Below are 16,060 nucleotides of genomic sequence, written 5' to 3' on the forward strand. Positions count from 1 at the left end.
TAGGAAGGCGAATTTCAAATGAAGTCGTATAAAGGATATTTAATTGACTTGGATGGCACCATGTATCGCGGAACGGAACAAATTGCGGAAGCGGCAGGGTTTATTAATGACTTAAGGAAAAGGGATATCCCTTATTTATTCGTCACCAATAATTCATCCCGAACTCCGGCACAGGTAGCGGATAAATTGAGAAGCCTCGGCATATCGACGGAGGATGACCAGGTTTTCACGACAAGCATGGCCACGGCCATTTACATAGCTGAACAAAAGAAAGGTGCATCGGTCTATGTGGTGGGTGAAGAAGGCATCATCGAGTCTCTTAAGGAAAAAGGAATGAAGCTTGTGGAAGAGCATCCGGATTTTCTGGTCATGGGCATCGACCGCGGCATCAATTATGAAAAGTTGTCAAAAGCCTGTCTTGCTGTAAGAAATGGTGCTGTTTTCATTTCGACCAATGGTGATATTGCTATTCCTACCGAGCAAGGCCTTTTGCCTGGGAATGGTTCCTTGACCTCCGTTGTTTCCGTTTCGACCCAGGTACAGCCGATTTTCATCGGAAAGCCAGAATCCGTCATAGTGGAGCAAGCCCTAAGAGTATTGGGGGTTCCTAAAGAAGAGACAATCATGGTTGGAGATAACTATGATACGGATATCCTTGCCGGCATTAATGCTGGGATCGATACACTGCTTGTACATACTGGCGTAACGACAAAAGAACGTTTAAAGCAATATAAGGAGCAGCCTACGCATGTGGTGGACACCCTTGACTTATGGCGCTTTGAATGAAAAAAACCAGGTCTGCGAATGCAGCCCTGGTTTTTTCATGTCGGAATATCATTCGTTTACTATTCCGCATTTTCGGTTCTATGGGCAAGCCGGCTTGAAGCGGCAGCGGCAATTGCCCCAACGATATCATCTAAAAAGGTGTTCACCTTACCTGTGCTTTTATCGTTTAAATATTTTAAGATACCCGGCTTTTGTTTATCGATGAAACCATAGTTGGTAAAGCCGATGGATCCATAAACATTCACAATTGAAAAAGCCAATATTTCATCGACCCCATATAGGCCTTCGTCTATTTCAATGATGCTCAGCAGAGGCTCCTCGAGCAGTTTTTTCTCAGCCAGAATATCCAACTGTATGCCGGTAAGGATGGCATTTTGGACCTCACGTTTTGAAAGGACCCGTTCGACATTGTGAAGGCAATCAGACATTTGGAGATTTTCATGGTAGCTGGATTGTAAATACATGACAAGCTCAGCGATATCCTCCAATTTCACTCCTCGTTCAATTAGCCATTTCCGAGCCGTTTTTTCAGACATTGATTGTTCAATATTAGCCATTTCATCACCCATTTCTCTATATTTTAAAGGGATAGTTCTAATGCAGGCAGTTTGGTTTGATTAAACTTAAAACCTATGGAGGATGTTTTGATTGGAATTTCTAATAAGGTTTCGATAATCATTCAGAAAACGGGTTATTCCACATATATATAAGTATATGATGTCCAATATTTCTATTATATCCATTTGATGAAGGAGGCCATTCCATGATAGAAGAAATCATTTTTAATAATTATGGCATACAGGTGGAGCTTGAAGAAGCCAATGTCAGGTTTCCAAGCTTCCGTTCAGGAAATATGGTGTACAGTATCGTTCCCATTGAAAATATGGAGCAGGAGGAAATAGTGGAACGGTATAAAATGTCTCAACATCTGATTTCACAAGGTGATCGTCACGTATCCGCCTTTGTCCTTGCCAATCATGGAAGTTATGTTTCGGAAGCGGATGAACAATTATTCATCCTTCTCGCCAATCAGGCATTGGAAGGTCCGAGAAATTTCAACCCGGGAAGACGTCTGGCAAGATTCCATCAGCGTGGGAGAACGATTAATGAAACGATTCGAACATGTTCAAGAATCGGTAAATGGAAAGAACTCTGGGAACGAAGGATCGATCAGTTAGAAAAGATTTGGCGGGATAAGCTCAACGCCCATCCTGATAACCAGTTTGAAAAATTATTTATAGAAACCTTTCCCTATTATATGGTCCTAGGTGAAAATGCGATTCAATATTTAGTCGACACGGAAATTGATGATACCCCGCAAATTGTCGATAGCGGAACCGTATGTTATGAACGGTTTTTACATGATACCTGGAAAAGCAATAAGTGGATGAAAAATCCGTTCGATTGGGTATTTGACCACGGAACAAGGGATGTCGCGGAATGGGTGAGGGAACATTATTTTCAAAATGTGCATACCCATCAGCGGGGCATTGGCCATTTCTTTCACGAATATCAGTCCATTGAACCCTTCTCCAGTTTTTCAGCCCGGTTGTTATATTCGAGGATGCTGTTTCCCATTCATTATTTTGAAACGGTGGAAGAGTATTTTTCAAAAACGACGGAATCAAGGTCGAATGAATTGGAGGATAAAATAGCCTCGATCGCGAAATCCTCCCAACTTTATGAGTCCTTCCTCAAACATTTTTATGAATTGGCAGAGGTCCCTGCCAAGCATTATGATTTGCCTAAAATTGACTGGATTTAGATAAAAACGGAAAAGAAATATGATTCATTCTTACTTACTATGTTATGATGATAACAAGATTTTTTAGAATAATTAGTTATTTAATCACTGCGGAAGGATGGGATCATGAAAGGATTGATGATGGCCGCCCTCATAGCCTTTTTAATCATCCAAACAGCGAATCTTGCGAAAGCTGAATCGAGAACAAGTTGCGAATCCGCTCAATACAAGATTGTCTTGAAGTCTGAAGCGGATGTGAAAGAAAAGGCGTCGGCTGCCAGTAAAACGTTAAAAACGTATAAGAAAAACAAAGAATTATCGGCAAGCGGGAGAACTGGAAACTGGTATAAAATCTGTCACGCAAATAAGGCCGCATATATCAATATGGCAGATGTAAAAGAGGTTTTCAGTACCGATGAAAAAGCTCTTCTGAAGAAATTCGATAGGAGGAAAGGCGTTAACCAAGTTGTATCGGCGACAGGTAAATCGATGAATGATACGAAGGTCACGATCCAGACTTATGAGAAGAAACAAGGGGAATGGCGCCGGGCATTGAAGAAGATGGAGGGTGTCATTGGGAAGAACGGCTTCACGAAGAGCAAAAAAGAAGGGGATGGGAAATCCCCGGTTGGAATTTATTCCTTTGGTACGGCCTTTGGAAGCGAAACGAAGCCGGCCGGAATGAAAATGGGATATAAGAAAACGACCAAATATGACTACTGGATTGATGATCAGACATCCAAGGATTATAACAAGTGGAAAACCTATAAAGGGAATCCTGCAGTTAAATGGAAGTCTTTTGAAAGGATGAATCATGAACTGTATAGGTATGGAGCGGTCATCAATTATAATACGGATCCCATCATAAAAGGAAAAGGCAGTGCAATCTTTCTCCATATATGGAGAGGGGGTACAAAACCGACGGCGGGATGTACAGCCACGGCCGAAAGGAATGTCCTCAGTTTACTGAAGTGGATGGATCCCGTGCAAAAGCCACATATTGTAATGGGTACAAATGATTCATTGAAGAGCATTAAGTAATAATCATCAAAATGGTTTTCCCATAAAAAAATTAACGGTACCCGTCCTTACTCGTTCAAGGGATGGACGAAAAAAGTTCGTGCATCCATCTTTTCTAACTATTGATAATTATGTGAATTGAACTTATAATGTCTACTATACAAATACAAATGTTTTTTACAGGCAAACAGTTTTAAGGGGGAACCAAATTATGAAAGCCATCTCGATCGGTTTATTGGGGTTAGGTACAGTCGGATCAGGAGTCGTCCAAATCATTGAAAGGCATCAGGACAAGCTCATGCACCAAGTGGGCTGTTCCATATCCATTAAGAAGATACTAGTGAAAGACACGACGAAGGAGCGGCTTGTCGCGATCGAAAAAGGAATGTTAACGGACAATCCTGAGGATATCCTTTCGAATCCCGAGATTGATGTTGTAATAGAAGTGATGGGCGGAATCGAAGAAACACGCGGCTATCTAATAGAAGCGATAAAAAATAAAAAGCATATCGTTACGGCCAACAAAGACCTAATGGCTTTACATGGACCGGAACTGTTGGAATTGGCCACCGATAATCAATGTGATTTGTTCTATGAAGCAAGTGTTGCAGGGGGAATTCCGATTTTACGCGGTCTTGTCGATGGGTTATCTTCTGACCGCATCACGAAAATGATGGGAATCGTAAATGGAACGACAAACTTCATTTTAACGAAAATGAGCAAGGAAGGCAGAGCTTATGATGACGTATTGAAGGAAGCCCAGGAGCTGGGATTTGCTGAAGCCGATCCGACAGCCGATGTAGGCGGATTGGATGCGGCCCGTAAAATGGCGATCCTATCAACACTCGGGTTCTCAATGAACATTGGTTTGAATGATGTTGAGGTACAGGGCATTACCGAAATATCCGAAGAGGATTTGAGATATAGCAAGAAGCTTGGGTATACAATGAAATTGATCGGGGTCGCTTCCAGGGCGGGGGATAGGGTCGACGTAAGTGTCCAGCCTGCACTTCTTCCGGAAGCACATCCATTGGCATCGGTAAATAATGAGTATAATGCTGTATACGTTTATGGGGAAGCCGTAGGGGAAACGATGTTTTACGGACCGGGGGCTGGCAGTCTTCCTACTGCGACTGCAGTCGTTTCGGATATGGTGACGGTCATCAAGAATATGAGGCTGGGCGTAAATGGCCGCAGTGCCGTTGCACCTCAGTACCCGAAACAATTAAAGGATGCCACTGAGATTTTCGCTAAATTCTTCATTCGGTTACATGTTCAGGATGAAGTGGGCGTTTTAGCCAAAATCACGAATTTATTTGCCGAGCACGGGGTAGGATTCGATAAAATCCTACAATTGCCTCTGGATGAAAAGGAATCTTCCGAAATCGTATTAGTTACGCATACTGCCACAAAGGCAGCATTTGAGCAAATAATACAGAAATTACATGATTACAATATGGTAAGAGAAGTGAAAAGCACATACAGAGTTGAAGGAGAGGACATCAAATGAGCTGGCAAGGACTTATAAGCACGTATAAAGATTTTTTACCCGTTAATGAAAACACGCCTGAACTAACCCTTTTGGAGGGCAATACACCTTTAATCAGACTGAATCGATTATCCGAAGAGTGGGGAATCGACTTACATGTAAAATATGAAGGGGCAAATCCAACTGGGTCATTTAAGGACCGCGGAATGGTCATGGCCGTCGCCAAAGCGATAGAAGAGGGCAGTGACACGATCATCTGTGCTTCCACTGGGAATACATCAGCCGCTGCAGCAGCTTATGCGGCCCGTGCAAACCTGCGCTGTATCGTCGTCATCCCGGAAGGTAAAATAGCGATGGGCAAGCTTGCCCAAGCTGTTATGTATGGAGCGGAAATCATCTCGATCGAAGGGAACTTCGACCAAGCTTTAAAGATCGTCCGTTCACTTAGTGAGAGTTCACCGATAACTCTTGTGAATTCGGTCAACCCATACCGGATTGAAGGGCAGAAGACAGCCGCTTTCGAAATTTGTGATGCTCTCGGCTCCGCACCGGATATTTTGGCGCTGCCAGTCGGGAATGCAGGGAATATAACGGCTTACTGGAAAGGCTTTAAGGAATATAACGAATCGAAACAAACGGGCCTTCCTGAAATGAGAGGGTTCGAAGCGGAAGGAGCGGCTGCAATTGTCCGGGATAGCATTATTGAAAATCCAGAAACGATTGCAACGGCCATCCGGATTGGAAATCCTGCTAGTTGGAAGTTTGCTGTGGAAGCGGCAAATGAATCAAAAGGCAAAATTGATGAGGTGACAGACGAAGAAATTCTGGAAGCCTACCATTTCCTTGCTAAAAAAGAAGGGGTATTTGCAGAGCCGGCATCATGTGCTTCCATTGCAGGTATCTATAAACAATTAAAAAGCGGTGAAATCAAAAAGGGAAGTAAGATTGTTGCTGTATTGACTGGAAATGGATTGAAGGATCCGAATGTGGCAGTCAATACGAGTACGATTCAACCTACATTGCTGCCAATGGATGAAGAAGTCATTTTGGAACATCTGCAGGGTGTGAAACAGGCATGAGTGCGGAATCAGAGATGTTCTTGATCCGTGTACCGGCAAGTACGGCCAACTTAGGGCCAGGATTCGATTCCATCGGATTGGCGCTAGGACTTTACTTGGAAATACACGGATCAACATCAGATCATTGGGAAGTCGTCCCGCTTTCAGAGGAAATGTCTGTTTTTCCAAGGGATGATCGTAATTATATCGTCCAAATTGCCAAGGAAACGGCGGCTTCCTATGGAAAGGAACTATCCCCATGCCGGCTTTTCGTCTCTAGCGAAATTCCACTGGCGCGGGGGCTTGGAAGCAGCGCCTCCGCCATTGTGGCGGGAATTGAATTGGCGAACATCGTTGGTGAGCTTCATTTATCAAATGAGGAGAAGAATAGGCATGCTTCCCTCTTTGAAGGGCATCCCGATAATGCGGGGGCATCTGTGTATGGCGGATTGGTTGTGGGCCTTCATACGGAGGAAAGGACGGATGTCCTGTCGTTTCCGATCGAGGGAGTCAAGGTCATCGCTGTCATTCCCGATTTTGAATTGCTTACTGAGGATTCAAGAAATGTCCTTCCGAATTCGCTTTCCTATAAAGATGCGATAAGCGGGAGCGCAGCCGCAAATGTAATGCTTGCAGGCGTTCTATCGAAAGATTGGAAACTTGTTGGTGAGATGATGCAAAGCGATCGTTTCCATCAGCCATATCGAGCGGAGTTGGTCCCTCATTTAGCGCTTATAGAAGAAGTCGTCCTTAATGAAGGCGGATTTGGTGCGGCACTAAGCGGAGCAGGTCCAACTGTTTTATGCTTGGCATCTCCAGAAAAAAGTGAAGGTTTGCTCACTGCATTGAAGGGTAGATTTCCGGAATTCCATGTGAAGGAATTGGAAATCGATAATGATGGAAGTTATACGGCAATCCTTTCTGAACAGGAAAAAAAGGAATTGAAGTTTTTGAAATCGTGAGCGGTGTTCATTTGCCGTCCACAAATAAAAAAGCTGACCCGTGTCAAGCCGTATCAATTCATTTGATAGGGCAAAAGCCGAGTCAGCTTTATTTTTATTACAGTCCGCAAAAAGATTCCGGCCTGCATGAAAAAAGGTTGAACGTGTAAAGATGAAGTGACCCTTCATCTTTACGCTGCATGTTATTTAAAGGGCTATTAGAAAACTTGTTCAACTTCCACTACACCAGGAACTTCTTCAAGAAGGGCACGCTCAATCCCAGCTTTTAGCGTAATGGTCGAACTAGGACAGCTTCCACAAGCTCCTAGTAATCGTAATTTTACAATTCCATCTTCTACGTCAACTAGTTCACAGTCACCGCCATCACGAAGAAGAAACGGACGAAGCTTATCTAGGACTTCTTGAACTTGAACTTCCATTGTTTGTTCAGACATTGCAATCGACTCCTTTCCTAATCATATTATAATGCGAAGGTAATAAAAAATCCAACTGTAACTTTGCGGAAATATAATCTATATTATTCTGGTATGATGGAAACAGGTGAAGTTTTAAACATTATTCAAATGAAGCAACTATAATAAACTGAAGGAGGAAGAGTATGGTAAGGAAAGATATTGAAATAGAAGTGTATGGAGCGGAGCAAATTTGCGCGAGTTGTGTGAATCTCCCCTCTTCGAAAGATACCTGCGAGTGGCTTGAAGCCGCTTTAACGAGAAAATTTCCTGAGCAGCCATTCAAAATATCCTATATAGATATGTATAACCCACCAGAAACATTGAAGCAAAAGAGCTTTGCCGAGAAGATGATCGAGGAAGATTTATTTTATCCATTGGTCCTCATCGAAGGTGAAATCATTGCGGAAGGAAATGTCCGTCTCAAAAAAGTGGTGGAAACGATGGAGAAATATGGATACTCGGTGCGGGAGTGATATATAATGGAAGAAATAAGAAAAACTGACCCATGGATGGGCTGCATGCAGCTCAATGGGCCAGTTTATGAATCAACCGTTATGGTATTTATACATCCAGAGAATGCCTGATTTCATTAGGCGTGCCACTCTGCCGGTGATTGGGCGATTTGCAACAAGACCAAAACCTTGTTTCTTCCCAAGGGAACCTAATGTTCCTTTTAATTTCATGGTAGGGAAGCTTTCCGGAAGTGGTTCATTTGCCCATTTCTTCACAAGGACTTGGACGATTTGCTCAGCTTGGGACTCCGCTAATTGAGCACTAGGTGCATGAGGCAGGCTCGCGCAATCGCCGACTACAAAGATGCTGTCATCATTAGGAAGGAAATGCTGAGGAGTCAGAACGGCTCTTCCTTGACGGTCTTTTTCAATATCCATATCGCGGATGATCTTGCTTGGCTGAATTCCAGCTGTCCATACGATGACGTCGCTTTGAACGGCTTCGTCTCCATTATAGAGAAGGTTTGGTTCAACTTTCGTAATATTTGAATGATGGACGATTTCGATGGTATGTTTATCGAACCATGATTCGACAAAAGTACTTAATCTTTCTGGGAAAGCAGATAGAATATGCGGCCCACGGTCAAATAGCTTAACGTTTAAATCTGAACGGCTCTCAATCAATTCACTTGCAAGCTCAACACCGCTCAGTCCGCCACCAACGATAGAAACGGTTGCACCGGCACCTAAATTATTCAAAGCTGAATATGTGCGGCGTGATTTATCGATTGTTTGGATACTGTAAGTGTGTAAGTCTGCACCAGGAATATCGTGGTATTTATCTTCGCAGCCAAGGCCAATGACTAAATCATCATAAACGACAGGATCTTGATTTTCTATAATGACCTGTTTATTTTCCATATCGATGGAAAGTACTTCTCCGTATACGTTCTTCAAGCGAGGATGTTCAGGAAATGCAACACGGATGTGCTGATCTGGAATGGTACCTGCTGCTAAAGCATAATATTCCGTTTTTAAGCAGTGATAAGGATTACGGTCGATAAGCGTGATGCTCACATTTTCAGGAAGCTGATTAGGCAGCAATCTTTGCAACATGCGCATACCACCATACCCGCCACCAAGTATGACTAGATTCTTCATATGATATTTTCCCCTTTATTTGATCTCTTGAAAAATTTGATTAGCACTTAACTATAGGATTCCCCCAAATGGTCCCCTTAAAAGTTTAATTAAATATATATACCCCAATTTGTAGTAAGAATAAAAAATTAGATAATTTTCTTTTTTTACGTACCCCGACAAAAGTATAACGAATATAAAAGGAAATCACAACCGATATCTTGAAATAGGCTTATTTTTTATGCGTAAATATTGACTGTTAATGGGAAAAGTAATAAGATGGGTTGTTAGTGACTGTGAGGTGAAACAATGTACCCGATTATTGAATTTTGCGTAAGCAATCTAGCCAGCGGGGCTCAGGAGGCTCTGGAAAGATTGGAGCGGGATCCGAATTTGGATATCATAGAATATGGTTGCCTGGGATATTGCGGCAGATGCTCCAGTAACTTATATGCACTTGTAAACGGTGAAGTGGTTTTTGGTGACACAACGGATGAATTGGTAGATAAAATATATAAGTACATTGATGAATATGAAATGTCTTAATCATCAACGGCAGATAAGAGGCTGTTCCTGGAAGGGACAGCCCTTTTTTTATCAGCGTTGCAGCAAATGGTGGGGAGTTTCCGGGGTCCGTTTGAGTTCCTGAAAGCGGTCCCTGGCCATCTGGATGATGGAGGCTTCCCGGGCATTTTTTTGTCTTTCGAACACCAATGAAAAAAACTTGATGGCTGCCTTTTCATTGCCTATCCTTCTTGAGATTTCGCCAGCGAGATAAAGGATCCGGGCTTCGGATACCTGGGTGCCGCTGAAGTCCCCTGTTGAATACGATGCTTCATATTCCTTTAGGGCGAACCTCAAAAATCTTTCTTCTTGTTCATTGTTTTGTTTGATCCGATATAACCAGGCAATCCGTAAACAGATTCCAGCAAGGATTATATGTTTTTCCTTTTTTAAAGATCCGCAATAACTCGCCAGCTTGTATGTATTGATCGCGTCTTTAATGGATCTTTCCTTGCTAAAATGTTGGGGAACCCACTGGGAGCTGACTTTTTCCAAAATGATTTCCATTGTAGTGGGGGGGAAGTGCCGTGAAAAATCCTCGGAATAAGAAAAGCCGCAGTGAGGGCACACAAAAATATTATAGTAAAGTGGGTTCACGGCTGAATCAGCATGAATGGGACAAAAGTCCGTGTCATATTTAGCAACTTTTACAAAACGTGACCGTACCTTTTTAGTGGTTGATTTTTGTTTGCATAAAAGGCATTCCATGCTTTTGTCATATAGAGGATGTATACTTTCGATGGTGATTACCCCCTTATTGTAATTTAAGATTGGGTTCAATGGATTGATCCATTATACCTATACCTATTATTATAGACTAATGTTAGTTGGTAAAATAGGTGGGGGAATATGAATTTTTCCAAGCTGGAAAATTGAGCGCGGGAATTTCTTTGGTATATACTATAAGGAGAAATGGTTCTATCTCACATATTCAGAAGAAGGAGGGATTTATTGTGAGTGAAGTTGTTCAAATAACGGAAGCTGCCGCTTTTCAGATAAAAGAAATGATGAAACATAATGGTGAAGAGGGTTCCTTTTTAAGAGTGGCCGTTAAAGGCGGAGGCTGCAGTGGATTATCCTACGGAATGGGCTTTGAACAAGAGCCCGGAGAAAAAGATAGCCAGCTGGAACAGTTTGAAATTAAGATCCTTGTTAATGCCGAGGATGCAGATATATTGAATGGAACGGTAATTGATTATAAACAAACGATGATGGGTGGAGGCTTTACGATCGAAAACCCAAATGCCATCGCTTCATGCGGTTGCGGGTCTTCCTTCAAAACGGCAAAAAACGCCGGCACGCCGGAGAACTGCTAAGTAAACTCCAATACTTCGGAAAAAGGGGGCACTTTAACAAGTGCCCCCTTTAGTTTGTTTTGACAAAAGGGATTCAAGGTGGTCTCATCCTAACACGAGACTAGATTATCCTTACTGTTTTTTATTGTAAACCTTATTGGATTGAAGAAATTTGCGACACTCCTGCCGAATAACTGGCTAGCCAAGACCCCACAGACGCTTGCGTCGAGGAGGCTTGGCAGACAGTCGGCGGAAAGGGAGCGGATTTCTGAAATCAACTACAACGTTTTTTAGAAAAAACGGTAGGCAAACATGCTTTTCTTTGAATGTTTCTACAGTCTAGTCCAGGGAGGAATTTAACAACTGCCCCTTTTTCATTCTGCCTTACATATTGTTCAGAGCCTTCTTGATTGGGAGGGTGCCGCATAATATCTCGAATGTTTTATTGAACGTTTTCTCCCCTGTGACAGATTGGGCAAGAACGGAAGCGACAACGACCCTTGGAATGGACTTTTTAGTATGACCCACTTTCACATCCGCAAAGATTTTTCCGATCGCTTGTTCATTTGTCAAAACAATCGGCCGGACAAACGTGTATGTCAGCCCGCTGGCTTTTAAAACATCGGCATCATGTATTGCTTCAAGATAATGGCGCATTCCTTCTTGGGCATGTTCCGGATTATCAGAAACCGACAGAGCTTAACATGACAAAACGTTCGATCCCTTTCTTTTTGGCGGCACCATCCAGTTTAATGGCTCCATTCTTATCCACAGTTGTCGTTTTATCCGGTCCTGTTTTGGGTCCAGATCCGCGGCAAAAATGATGGCTTCCATGTTATCCACTGCTTTATCCACATTTCCCTCTAAATCTGCAAGGATTGGATGCCCACCGAGTTCTTTTATCGTTTGAGCCTGTTCCTCTTTCCTGATCATCCCGTATACGTTCATTTGCGGATTTTTTGATAATTCCCCAATGATCTGCTTTCCGGTCGTTCCCTGGGCCCCTGCAATTAAAATATTCATGGATGCATTCCCCTTTCATGGCTTCTTCTACGCTTTACCCAAGAATGACAAGGGAGAGCACTGTGGATAACTAATTTAAAAACTTATCCACAATCATCGAATTGGGGACAAAAAAAACCGGCCATGAAAGCCGGTTTTTGCGTAATATAGTTAAAACATGGAAGAACTGTGCATCGGCTGAACCTTTGCTTTTGGGTCAATATATTGTTTGGCGTGATTGACGGCAGTGGGTGCCTCACCAAAACCACTGGCAATCAATTTTACTTTGCCATCATAGGTTGCAATATCGCCTGCTGCATAAATCCCCGGGATATTCGTTTCCATTCTGGAATTCACCAAAATGCTGTTCTTCTGGATATCAAGTCCCCATTCCTTAATGGGACCAAGAGAAGAAACAAAGCCGTAATTGACGATGACTGCATCTACATCCATGGTCTCTGTATCGTCACCATTTGTATCCTTGATGACGATTGTATGGATACGTCCGTCTGTTCCAATCAACTCTGCAGGTATGTATGGAGTCTTTATTTCCACTTTTGAATTTTTAAGTGTTTCTACACTATGTTCGTGGGCACGGAACTTATCTCTTCTGTGAATGATGCTCACTTTCTCGGCGATCGGCTCCAGCATTAAGGCCCAGTCCACTGCTGAATCCCCACCGCCGAAGACGACCACTTTTTTGCCGGCAAAATGATTGAGGTCATCGATGAAATAGTGAAGGTTGCCGTTTTCATATTTTTTTGCATCTTCAATTTCGATGCGGCGGGGTTGGAAAGCCCCATTTCCAGCTGTGATGATAATCGTTTTGGAGTAATGGATTTCTTTATCAGTCGTTAACTTGAACACTCCATCGGCTTGCTTTTCCACTTCTTGAACGGCTTGCTCCAGGACGACATCCTGTTCGAATTTTGCCATTTGTTCTTTCAAATTATTCACTAGCTCCTGAGCGCGCACTTTGGGGAAACCAGCGATATCATAGATGTATTTCTCAGGATAAAGGGCCGACAATTGTCCGCCTAATTGTGGCAGGCTTTCGATGATTTTTACGGATGCCTGTCTCATTCCTCCATAAAATGCAGTGAATAATCCAACCGGGCCTCCGCCAATGATTGTAATATCATAAACTTTTTCATTAACTTCCAACGTTATCCCTCCGATATACTAGGTTTGCTGAAATTTATTCTCTTATTTTAACATAGATGATCTTTTAAAAAACGGAGAAAGTTAGAAAAGTGGGAAAGTTTCGACTATATTTGTGCGGTTTCCTGATTGATGTTCTGTATCCGCTTTCAAATCCGGGTGAAATTGCCCTTTGCCAATGTTGAGCATATCGTATGAATATGGTCGCAACTGGGTGAGAAATAATGTTTTTCGGCTATATTTTAACCCGAAGAAGTTTGGTTTGTTACTTGAAAAAGGTAAGGAAAAAGACTAATATTTACTTAGATATCATTTGGTAAATTTTTTATGAATATTTTATGACATTTATGAAGTGTTACGTGAAATACGTCACAAATGTATAAGAGTGCTTTTTATAATGGAAATTATAAAGATAGACAATATATTTTAGTTATGGAAAGCATCACAAGAAAATATCGTAAAGGTGGAAGAATACTTTTGAAAAAGCCAACAATCGTTGTTTTAGGAGCAGGTTATGGTGGATTGATGACTGTTACTCGCTTACAGAAGGCATTAGGTCGAAATGAAGCAGAAATCGTATTAGTTAACAAAAATGATTACCACTATGAAACAACATGGCTGCATGAAGCATCCGCTGGAACGCTTCATCATGATCGTGTGCGCTATCCAATCAAAAGTGTCATTAACAGCAAAGTTAAATTCATCCAGGATTCCGTTTTGGAAGTGAAATCGGAGAACAAAAAAGTCATCCTTGAAAACGGCGAAATTTCTTATGATTACTTAGTGATTGGTCTTGGACCTGAATCGGAAACATTCGGAATCCAGGGGCTAAAAGAATATGCTTTCTCTATCTCTAACGTGAACACGGCACGTAAAATCCGTGACCATATCCAATTGCAATTCGCTACGTACAGTACGGAGGTCGAAAAGAATGAAGACCGCTTGACGATCGTTGTTGGAGGAGCAGGATTTACGGGTATCGAATTCCTTGGCGAATTGGCTAACCGTGTCCCTGAACTTTGCAAAGAATACGACATCGATTTCCAAAAGGTCCGCATGTACTGTGTGGAGGCAGCCCCAGCCGTCCTTCCTGGCTTCGATCCGGAATTGGTGGATTATGCAGTATCTTACCTTGAGAAAAAAGGTGTGGAATTCAAAATCGGCACACCGATCAAGGGTGCGACTCCTGAAGGCATCATCGTGGCAAAAGGCGAAGATGAAGTGGAAGAAATAAAAGCGGGCACCGTTGTATGGGCAGCTGGCGTACGTGGAAACTCCGTGATAGAGGCTTCCGGTTTTGAAGCCATGCGCGGCCGTATTAAAGTGAACCTTGACATGCGGGCACCGGGGCATGACGATATCTTCATCGTAGGGGATTGCGCTTTGATCATCAACGAGGAAATTAATCGTCCATATCCACCTACTGCACAAATAGCGATGCAGCAAGGTGAGGTCATTGCGAAGAACCTGACTAAATTGGTGCGTAACGAAAGCGACCTGGAAACGTTCACTTTCGAAAACAAAGGAACGGTATGTTCACTCGGTGAAGATAATGCGATTGGTGTTGTCTTCGGCAAGAAAGTTACAGGTAAGACTGCATCATTCATGAAGAAAATGGTTGATAACAGGGCATTGTTAATGATTGGCGGAGCCTCACTTGTTGCAAAAAAAGGTAAATTCAACGTCCTTTAATTTTTCGATAGATCAATAATGGCCATTTGGGGATTGTCCCTGAATGGCCTTTTCATTGGCAGCCCATCCATCGATGAGTGCGTCAGAGCGGAGTATGCATTTTTTTGTGTGGAATATAATGGGGATGATGAAGTTTGATCAAGGAAATTATCTTTGGCATCATCTTACTAAATAATGAATGTAGGGGAAGTGGGTTTTGGTGGAACGATGCAAAAATGTTTGGCTGGCAGTGTCCGGCCTTGTGATATCCGATAAAGGTGAGTGGCTTGTCGTGAACAAAAGGTATGGCGGATTGAAAGGGCAATGGTCGCTTCCGGCAGGTTTTGTCAAAAATGATGAAACCGTCGATGAGGCTGTCGTAAGGGAAGTGTTGGAGGAGACGGGCATTCATACAGAAATCGAAGGCATCGTAGGAGTGAGAAGCGGAGTCATCAAAGGGGATATAAGTGATAATATGTTGATATTTTTACTTAAACCGCTCAGTTTTGAAGTACATGCTCAATTGGATGAATTATATGAAGCTAAATTTTATCACCCTGATTTACTCATGAAGGAGGGGAAGCAATCGTTACTATTGGAACAGCTTTTAGCTTTTAAAAAGGAAAGAATGCAGACGATGCTTGACGGGTTGAATCCGGGAGATCAATTTGGATATACATCATATAAACTATTCTTGTAATTTGGGTAATTATCTTTTCTTCGGTATTATTTGGTATAAGTCGTTGACGCAGCAATTATTTTTTCAGTAAACTAAAGGTGTCGCTTTTAAGGAGGGTCAAGAATAACATGCCATTGCCTGTTTTAATTATCTCAATACTCTTATTTTTCATATTGTTTTTCGGAATTGGCTTTTTGCTGAATATGCTCTTTCGTTCTTCGTGGATCATGGTCTTCTTATTTCCAATCGTCTTCATCATCATTGTCAATGAAACAAAGCTAATAGAATATTTTAGGAATCCGGGAATATCTTTTTCCAATCTTGGTAAGAACCTTACATCCCTGCATATGGCAGACATCATTATTTTATCAAGCGGGCTGCTTGGCGCGGTTTTAGCCGGTGTGGTCATCAGGATTCTAAGGAATAAAGGATATCAAATGTTTTAATAAGGGAAGGGCCGTCATGTTTGGATGGTCCTTTTTTTTATAGGCTGTTTTGCATACTTTGTTGCTATTTACCAAGTAGTGCGGTGTGGTTGATTTCCCCTCCAGATTCTCGCTTTCCGCGGGGCGGTGAGCATCC

At 42.4% G+C, this 16,060-nt stretch carries 16 protein-coding genes and 2 pseudogenes; 12 read left to right on the forward strand and 6 right to left on the reverse strand.

Features of this window, described 5'->3' with window-relative positions; genetic code table 11:
• Positions 1–18 precede the first annotated feature (18 nt).
• The gene (locus tag J7I90_RS17590; protein WP_214773079.1) at positions 19–786 is read left to right on the forward strand and encodes a TIGR01457 family HAD-type hydrolase; all 768 of its coding nucleotides are present in this window, start codon (positions 19–21) and stop codon (positions 784–786) included.
• 59 nt (positions 787–845) lie between these two features.
• Here the strand turns inward: J7I90_RS17590 and J7I90_RS17595 are convergent, their stop codons facing one another.
• Positions 846–1,355: a phosphatidylglycerophosphatase A family protein gene (locus J7I90_RS17595; RefSeq protein ID WP_214773080.1), complete on the reverse strand. Its 510-nt coding sequence runs from the start codon at positions 1,353–1,355 to the stop codon at positions 846–848.
• Positions 1,356–1,549: 194 nt separating this feature from the next.
• Between J7I90_RS17595 and yutH the strand changes: the two genes are divergently transcribed.
• From yutH to thrB, 5 genes are all read left to right on the forward strand, one after another.
• Entirely contained in the window at positions 1,550–2,551 is a 1,002-nt protein-coding gene (yutH, locus tag J7I90_RS17600) for a spore coat putative kinase YutH (RefSeq protein WP_214773081.1), read from the forward strand.
• A gap of 105 nt (positions 2,552–2,656) precedes the next feature.
• Complete coding sequence (locus tag J7I90_RS27485) at positions 2,657–3,571, forward strand: L,D-transpeptidase family protein (RefSeq protein WP_251025352.1); 915 nt, start codon at positions 2,657–2,659, stop codon at positions 3,569–3,571.
• A gap of 190 nt (positions 3,572–3,761) precedes the next feature.
• Entirely contained in the window at positions 3,762–5,060 is a 1,299-nt protein-coding gene (locus J7I90_RS17610; RefSeq protein ID WP_214773082.1) for a homoserine dehydrogenase, read from the forward strand.
• Complete coding sequence (gene thrC / locus J7I90_RS17615; RefSeq protein ID WP_214773083.1) at positions 5,057–6,118, forward strand: threonine synthase; 1,062 nt, start codon at positions 5,057–5,059, stop codon at positions 6,116–6,118. The genes J7I90_RS17610 and thrC overlap by 4 nt, the downstream gene beginning before the upstream one ends.
• On the forward strand, positions 6,115–7,059 hold the full coding sequence (thrB, locus tag J7I90_RS17620) for a homoserine kinase (RefSeq protein WP_214773084.1): 945 nt from the start codon (positions 6,115–6,117) through the stop codon (positions 7,057–7,059). The genes thrC and thrB overlap by 4 nt, the downstream gene beginning before the upstream one ends.
• Positions 7,060–7,256: 197 nt before the next feature.
• Here the strand turns inward: thrB and J7I90_RS17625 are convergent.
• Positions 7,257–7,524: pseudogene (locus J7I90_RS17625) on the reverse strand (NifU family protein); the annotation flags it as partial.
• Positions 7,525–7,657: 133 nt separating this feature from the next.
• Here J7I90_RS17625 and J7I90_RS17630 point away from each other — a divergent pair.
• Positions 7,658–7,987 carry a YuzD family protein gene (locus tag J7I90_RS17630; RefSeq protein ID WP_214773085.1) on the forward strand — a complete coding sequence of 110 codons (330 nt, stop codon included), beginning with the start codon at positions 7,658–7,660 and terminating at the stop codon, positions 7,985–7,987.
• A 72-nt stretch (positions 7,988–8,059) separates the two neighbouring features.
• Here the strand turns inward: J7I90_RS17630 and J7I90_RS17635 are convergent, their stop codons facing one another.
• On the reverse strand, positions 8,060–9,127 hold the full coding sequence (locus J7I90_RS17635) for an NAD(P)/FAD-dependent oxidoreductase (protein WP_214773086.1): 1,068 nt from the start codon (positions 9,125–9,127) through the stop codon (positions 8,060–8,062).
• 288 nt (positions 9,128–9,415) lie between these two features.
• Between J7I90_RS17635 and J7I90_RS17640 the strand changes: the two genes are divergently transcribed.
• On the forward strand, positions 9,416–9,652 hold the full coding sequence (locus tag J7I90_RS17640) for a YuzB family protein (RefSeq protein WP_214773087.1): 237 nt from the start codon (positions 9,416–9,418) through the stop codon (positions 9,650–9,652).
• Between the two features lie 51 nt (positions 9,653–9,703).
• Here the strand turns inward: J7I90_RS17640 and J7I90_RS17645 are convergent, their stop codons facing one another.
• Complete coding sequence (locus tag J7I90_RS17645; protein WP_285289442.1) at positions 9,704–10,450, reverse strand: DUF2225 domain-containing protein; 747 nt, start codon at positions 10,448–10,450, stop codon at positions 9,704–9,706.
• A gap of 173 nt (positions 10,451–10,623) precedes the next feature.
• Between J7I90_RS17645 and J7I90_RS17650 the strand changes: the two genes are divergently transcribed.
• A complete protein-coding gene (locus tag J7I90_RS17650) occupies positions 10,624–10,986 on the forward strand; it encodes a HesB/IscA family protein (RefSeq protein WP_063574759.1) in 363 nt (120 codons plus the stop codon).
• Between the two features lie 363 nt (positions 10,987–11,349).
• On the opposite strand, the pseudogene J7I90_RS27490 reads toward J7I90_RS17650, so the two are convergent.
• Together J7I90_RS27490 and J7I90_RS17665 are read right to left on the reverse strand one after the other, a co-directional pair.
• A pseudogene (locus J7I90_RS27490) lies at positions 11,350–11,988 on the reverse strand (NAD(P)H-binding protein).
• Positions 11,989–12,138: 150 nt separating this feature from the next.
• The gene (locus J7I90_RS17665) at positions 12,139–13,131 is read right to left on the reverse strand and encodes an NAD(P)/FAD-dependent oxidoreductase (protein ID WP_034310210.1); all 993 of its coding nucleotides are present in this window, start codon (positions 13,129–13,131) and stop codon (positions 12,139–12,141) included.
• 474 nt (positions 13,132–13,605) lie between these two features.
• On the opposite strand from J7I90_RS17665, the gene J7I90_RS17670 reads away from it, so the two are divergent.
• From J7I90_RS17670 to J7I90_RS17680, 3 genes are all read left to right on the forward strand, one after another.
• Positions 13,606–14,820, forward strand: a complete 1,215-nt coding sequence (locus J7I90_RS17670) for an NAD(P)/FAD-dependent oxidoreductase (protein WP_214773091.1) — start codon at positions 13,606–13,608, stop codon at positions 14,818–14,820.
• Between the two features lie 199 nt (positions 14,821–15,019).
• Positions 15,020–15,499 carry an NUDIX domain-containing protein gene (locus J7I90_RS17675; RefSeq protein ID WP_214773193.1) on the forward strand — a complete coding sequence of 160 codons (480 nt, stop codon included), beginning with the start codon at positions 15,020–15,022 and terminating at the stop codon, positions 15,497–15,499.
• A gap of 107 nt (positions 15,500–15,606) precedes the next feature.
• The gene (locus tag J7I90_RS17680; protein WP_214773092.1) at positions 15,607–15,924 is read left to right on the forward strand and encodes a YuiB family protein; all 318 of its coding nucleotides are present in this window, start codon (positions 15,607–15,609) and stop codon (positions 15,922–15,924) included.
• Positions 15,925–16,060 lie beyond the last annotated feature (136 nt).

This window comes from Bacillus sp. ISL-57 (genome assembly GCF_018613135.1).
GTDB classification, from domain to species: domain Bacteria; phylum Bacillota; class Bacilli; order Bacillales; family DSM-1321; genus Peribacillus; species Peribacillus frigoritolerans.

What these genes read in the sequence shown, in the direction of transcription:
- J7I90_RS17590 (WP_214773079.1), top strand. Translation starts at nt 19, where the DNA reads ATGAAGTCGTATAAAGGATATTTAATTGACTTGGATGGCACCATGTAT.
- J7I90_RS17595 (WP_214773080.1), bottom strand. Translation starts at nt 1,355, where the DNA reads ATGGGTGATGAAATGGCTAATATTGAACAATCAATGTCTGAAAAAACG.
- yutH (WP_214773081.1), top strand. Translation starts at nt 1,550, where the DNA reads ATGATAGAAGAAATCATTTTTAATAATTATGGCATACAGGTGGAGCTT.
- J7I90_RS27485 (WP_251025352.1), top strand. Translation starts at nt 2,657, where the DNA reads ATGAAAGGATTGATGATGGCCGCCCTCATAGCCTTTTTAATCATCCAA.
- J7I90_RS17610 (WP_214773082.1), top strand. Translation starts at nt 3,762, where the DNA reads ATGAAAGCCATCTCGATCGGTTTATTGGGGTTAGGTACAGTCGGATCA.
- thrC (WP_214773083.1), top strand. Translation starts at nt 5,057, where the DNA reads ATGAGCTGGCAAGGACTTATAAGCACGTATAAAGATTTTTTACCCGTT.
- thrB (WP_214773084.1), top strand. Translation starts at nt 6,115, where the DNA reads ATGAGTGCGGAATCAGAGATGTTCTTGATCCGTGTACCGGCAAGTACG.
- J7I90_RS17630 (WP_214773085.1), top strand. Translation starts at nt 7,658, where the DNA reads ATGGTAAGGAAAGATATTGAAATAGAAGTGTATGGAGCGGAGCAAATT.
- J7I90_RS17635 (WP_214773086.1), bottom strand. Translation starts at nt 9,127, where the DNA reads ATGAAGAATCTAGTCATACTTGGTGGCGGGTATGGTGGTATGCGCATG.
- J7I90_RS17640 (WP_214773087.1), top strand. Translation starts at nt 9,416, where the DNA reads ATGTACCCGATTATTGAATTTTGCGTAAGCAATCTAGCCAGCGGGGCT.
- J7I90_RS17680 (WP_214773092.1), top strand. Translation starts at nt 15,607, where the DNA reads ATGCCATTGCCTGTTTTAATTATCTCAATACTCTTATTTTTCATATTG.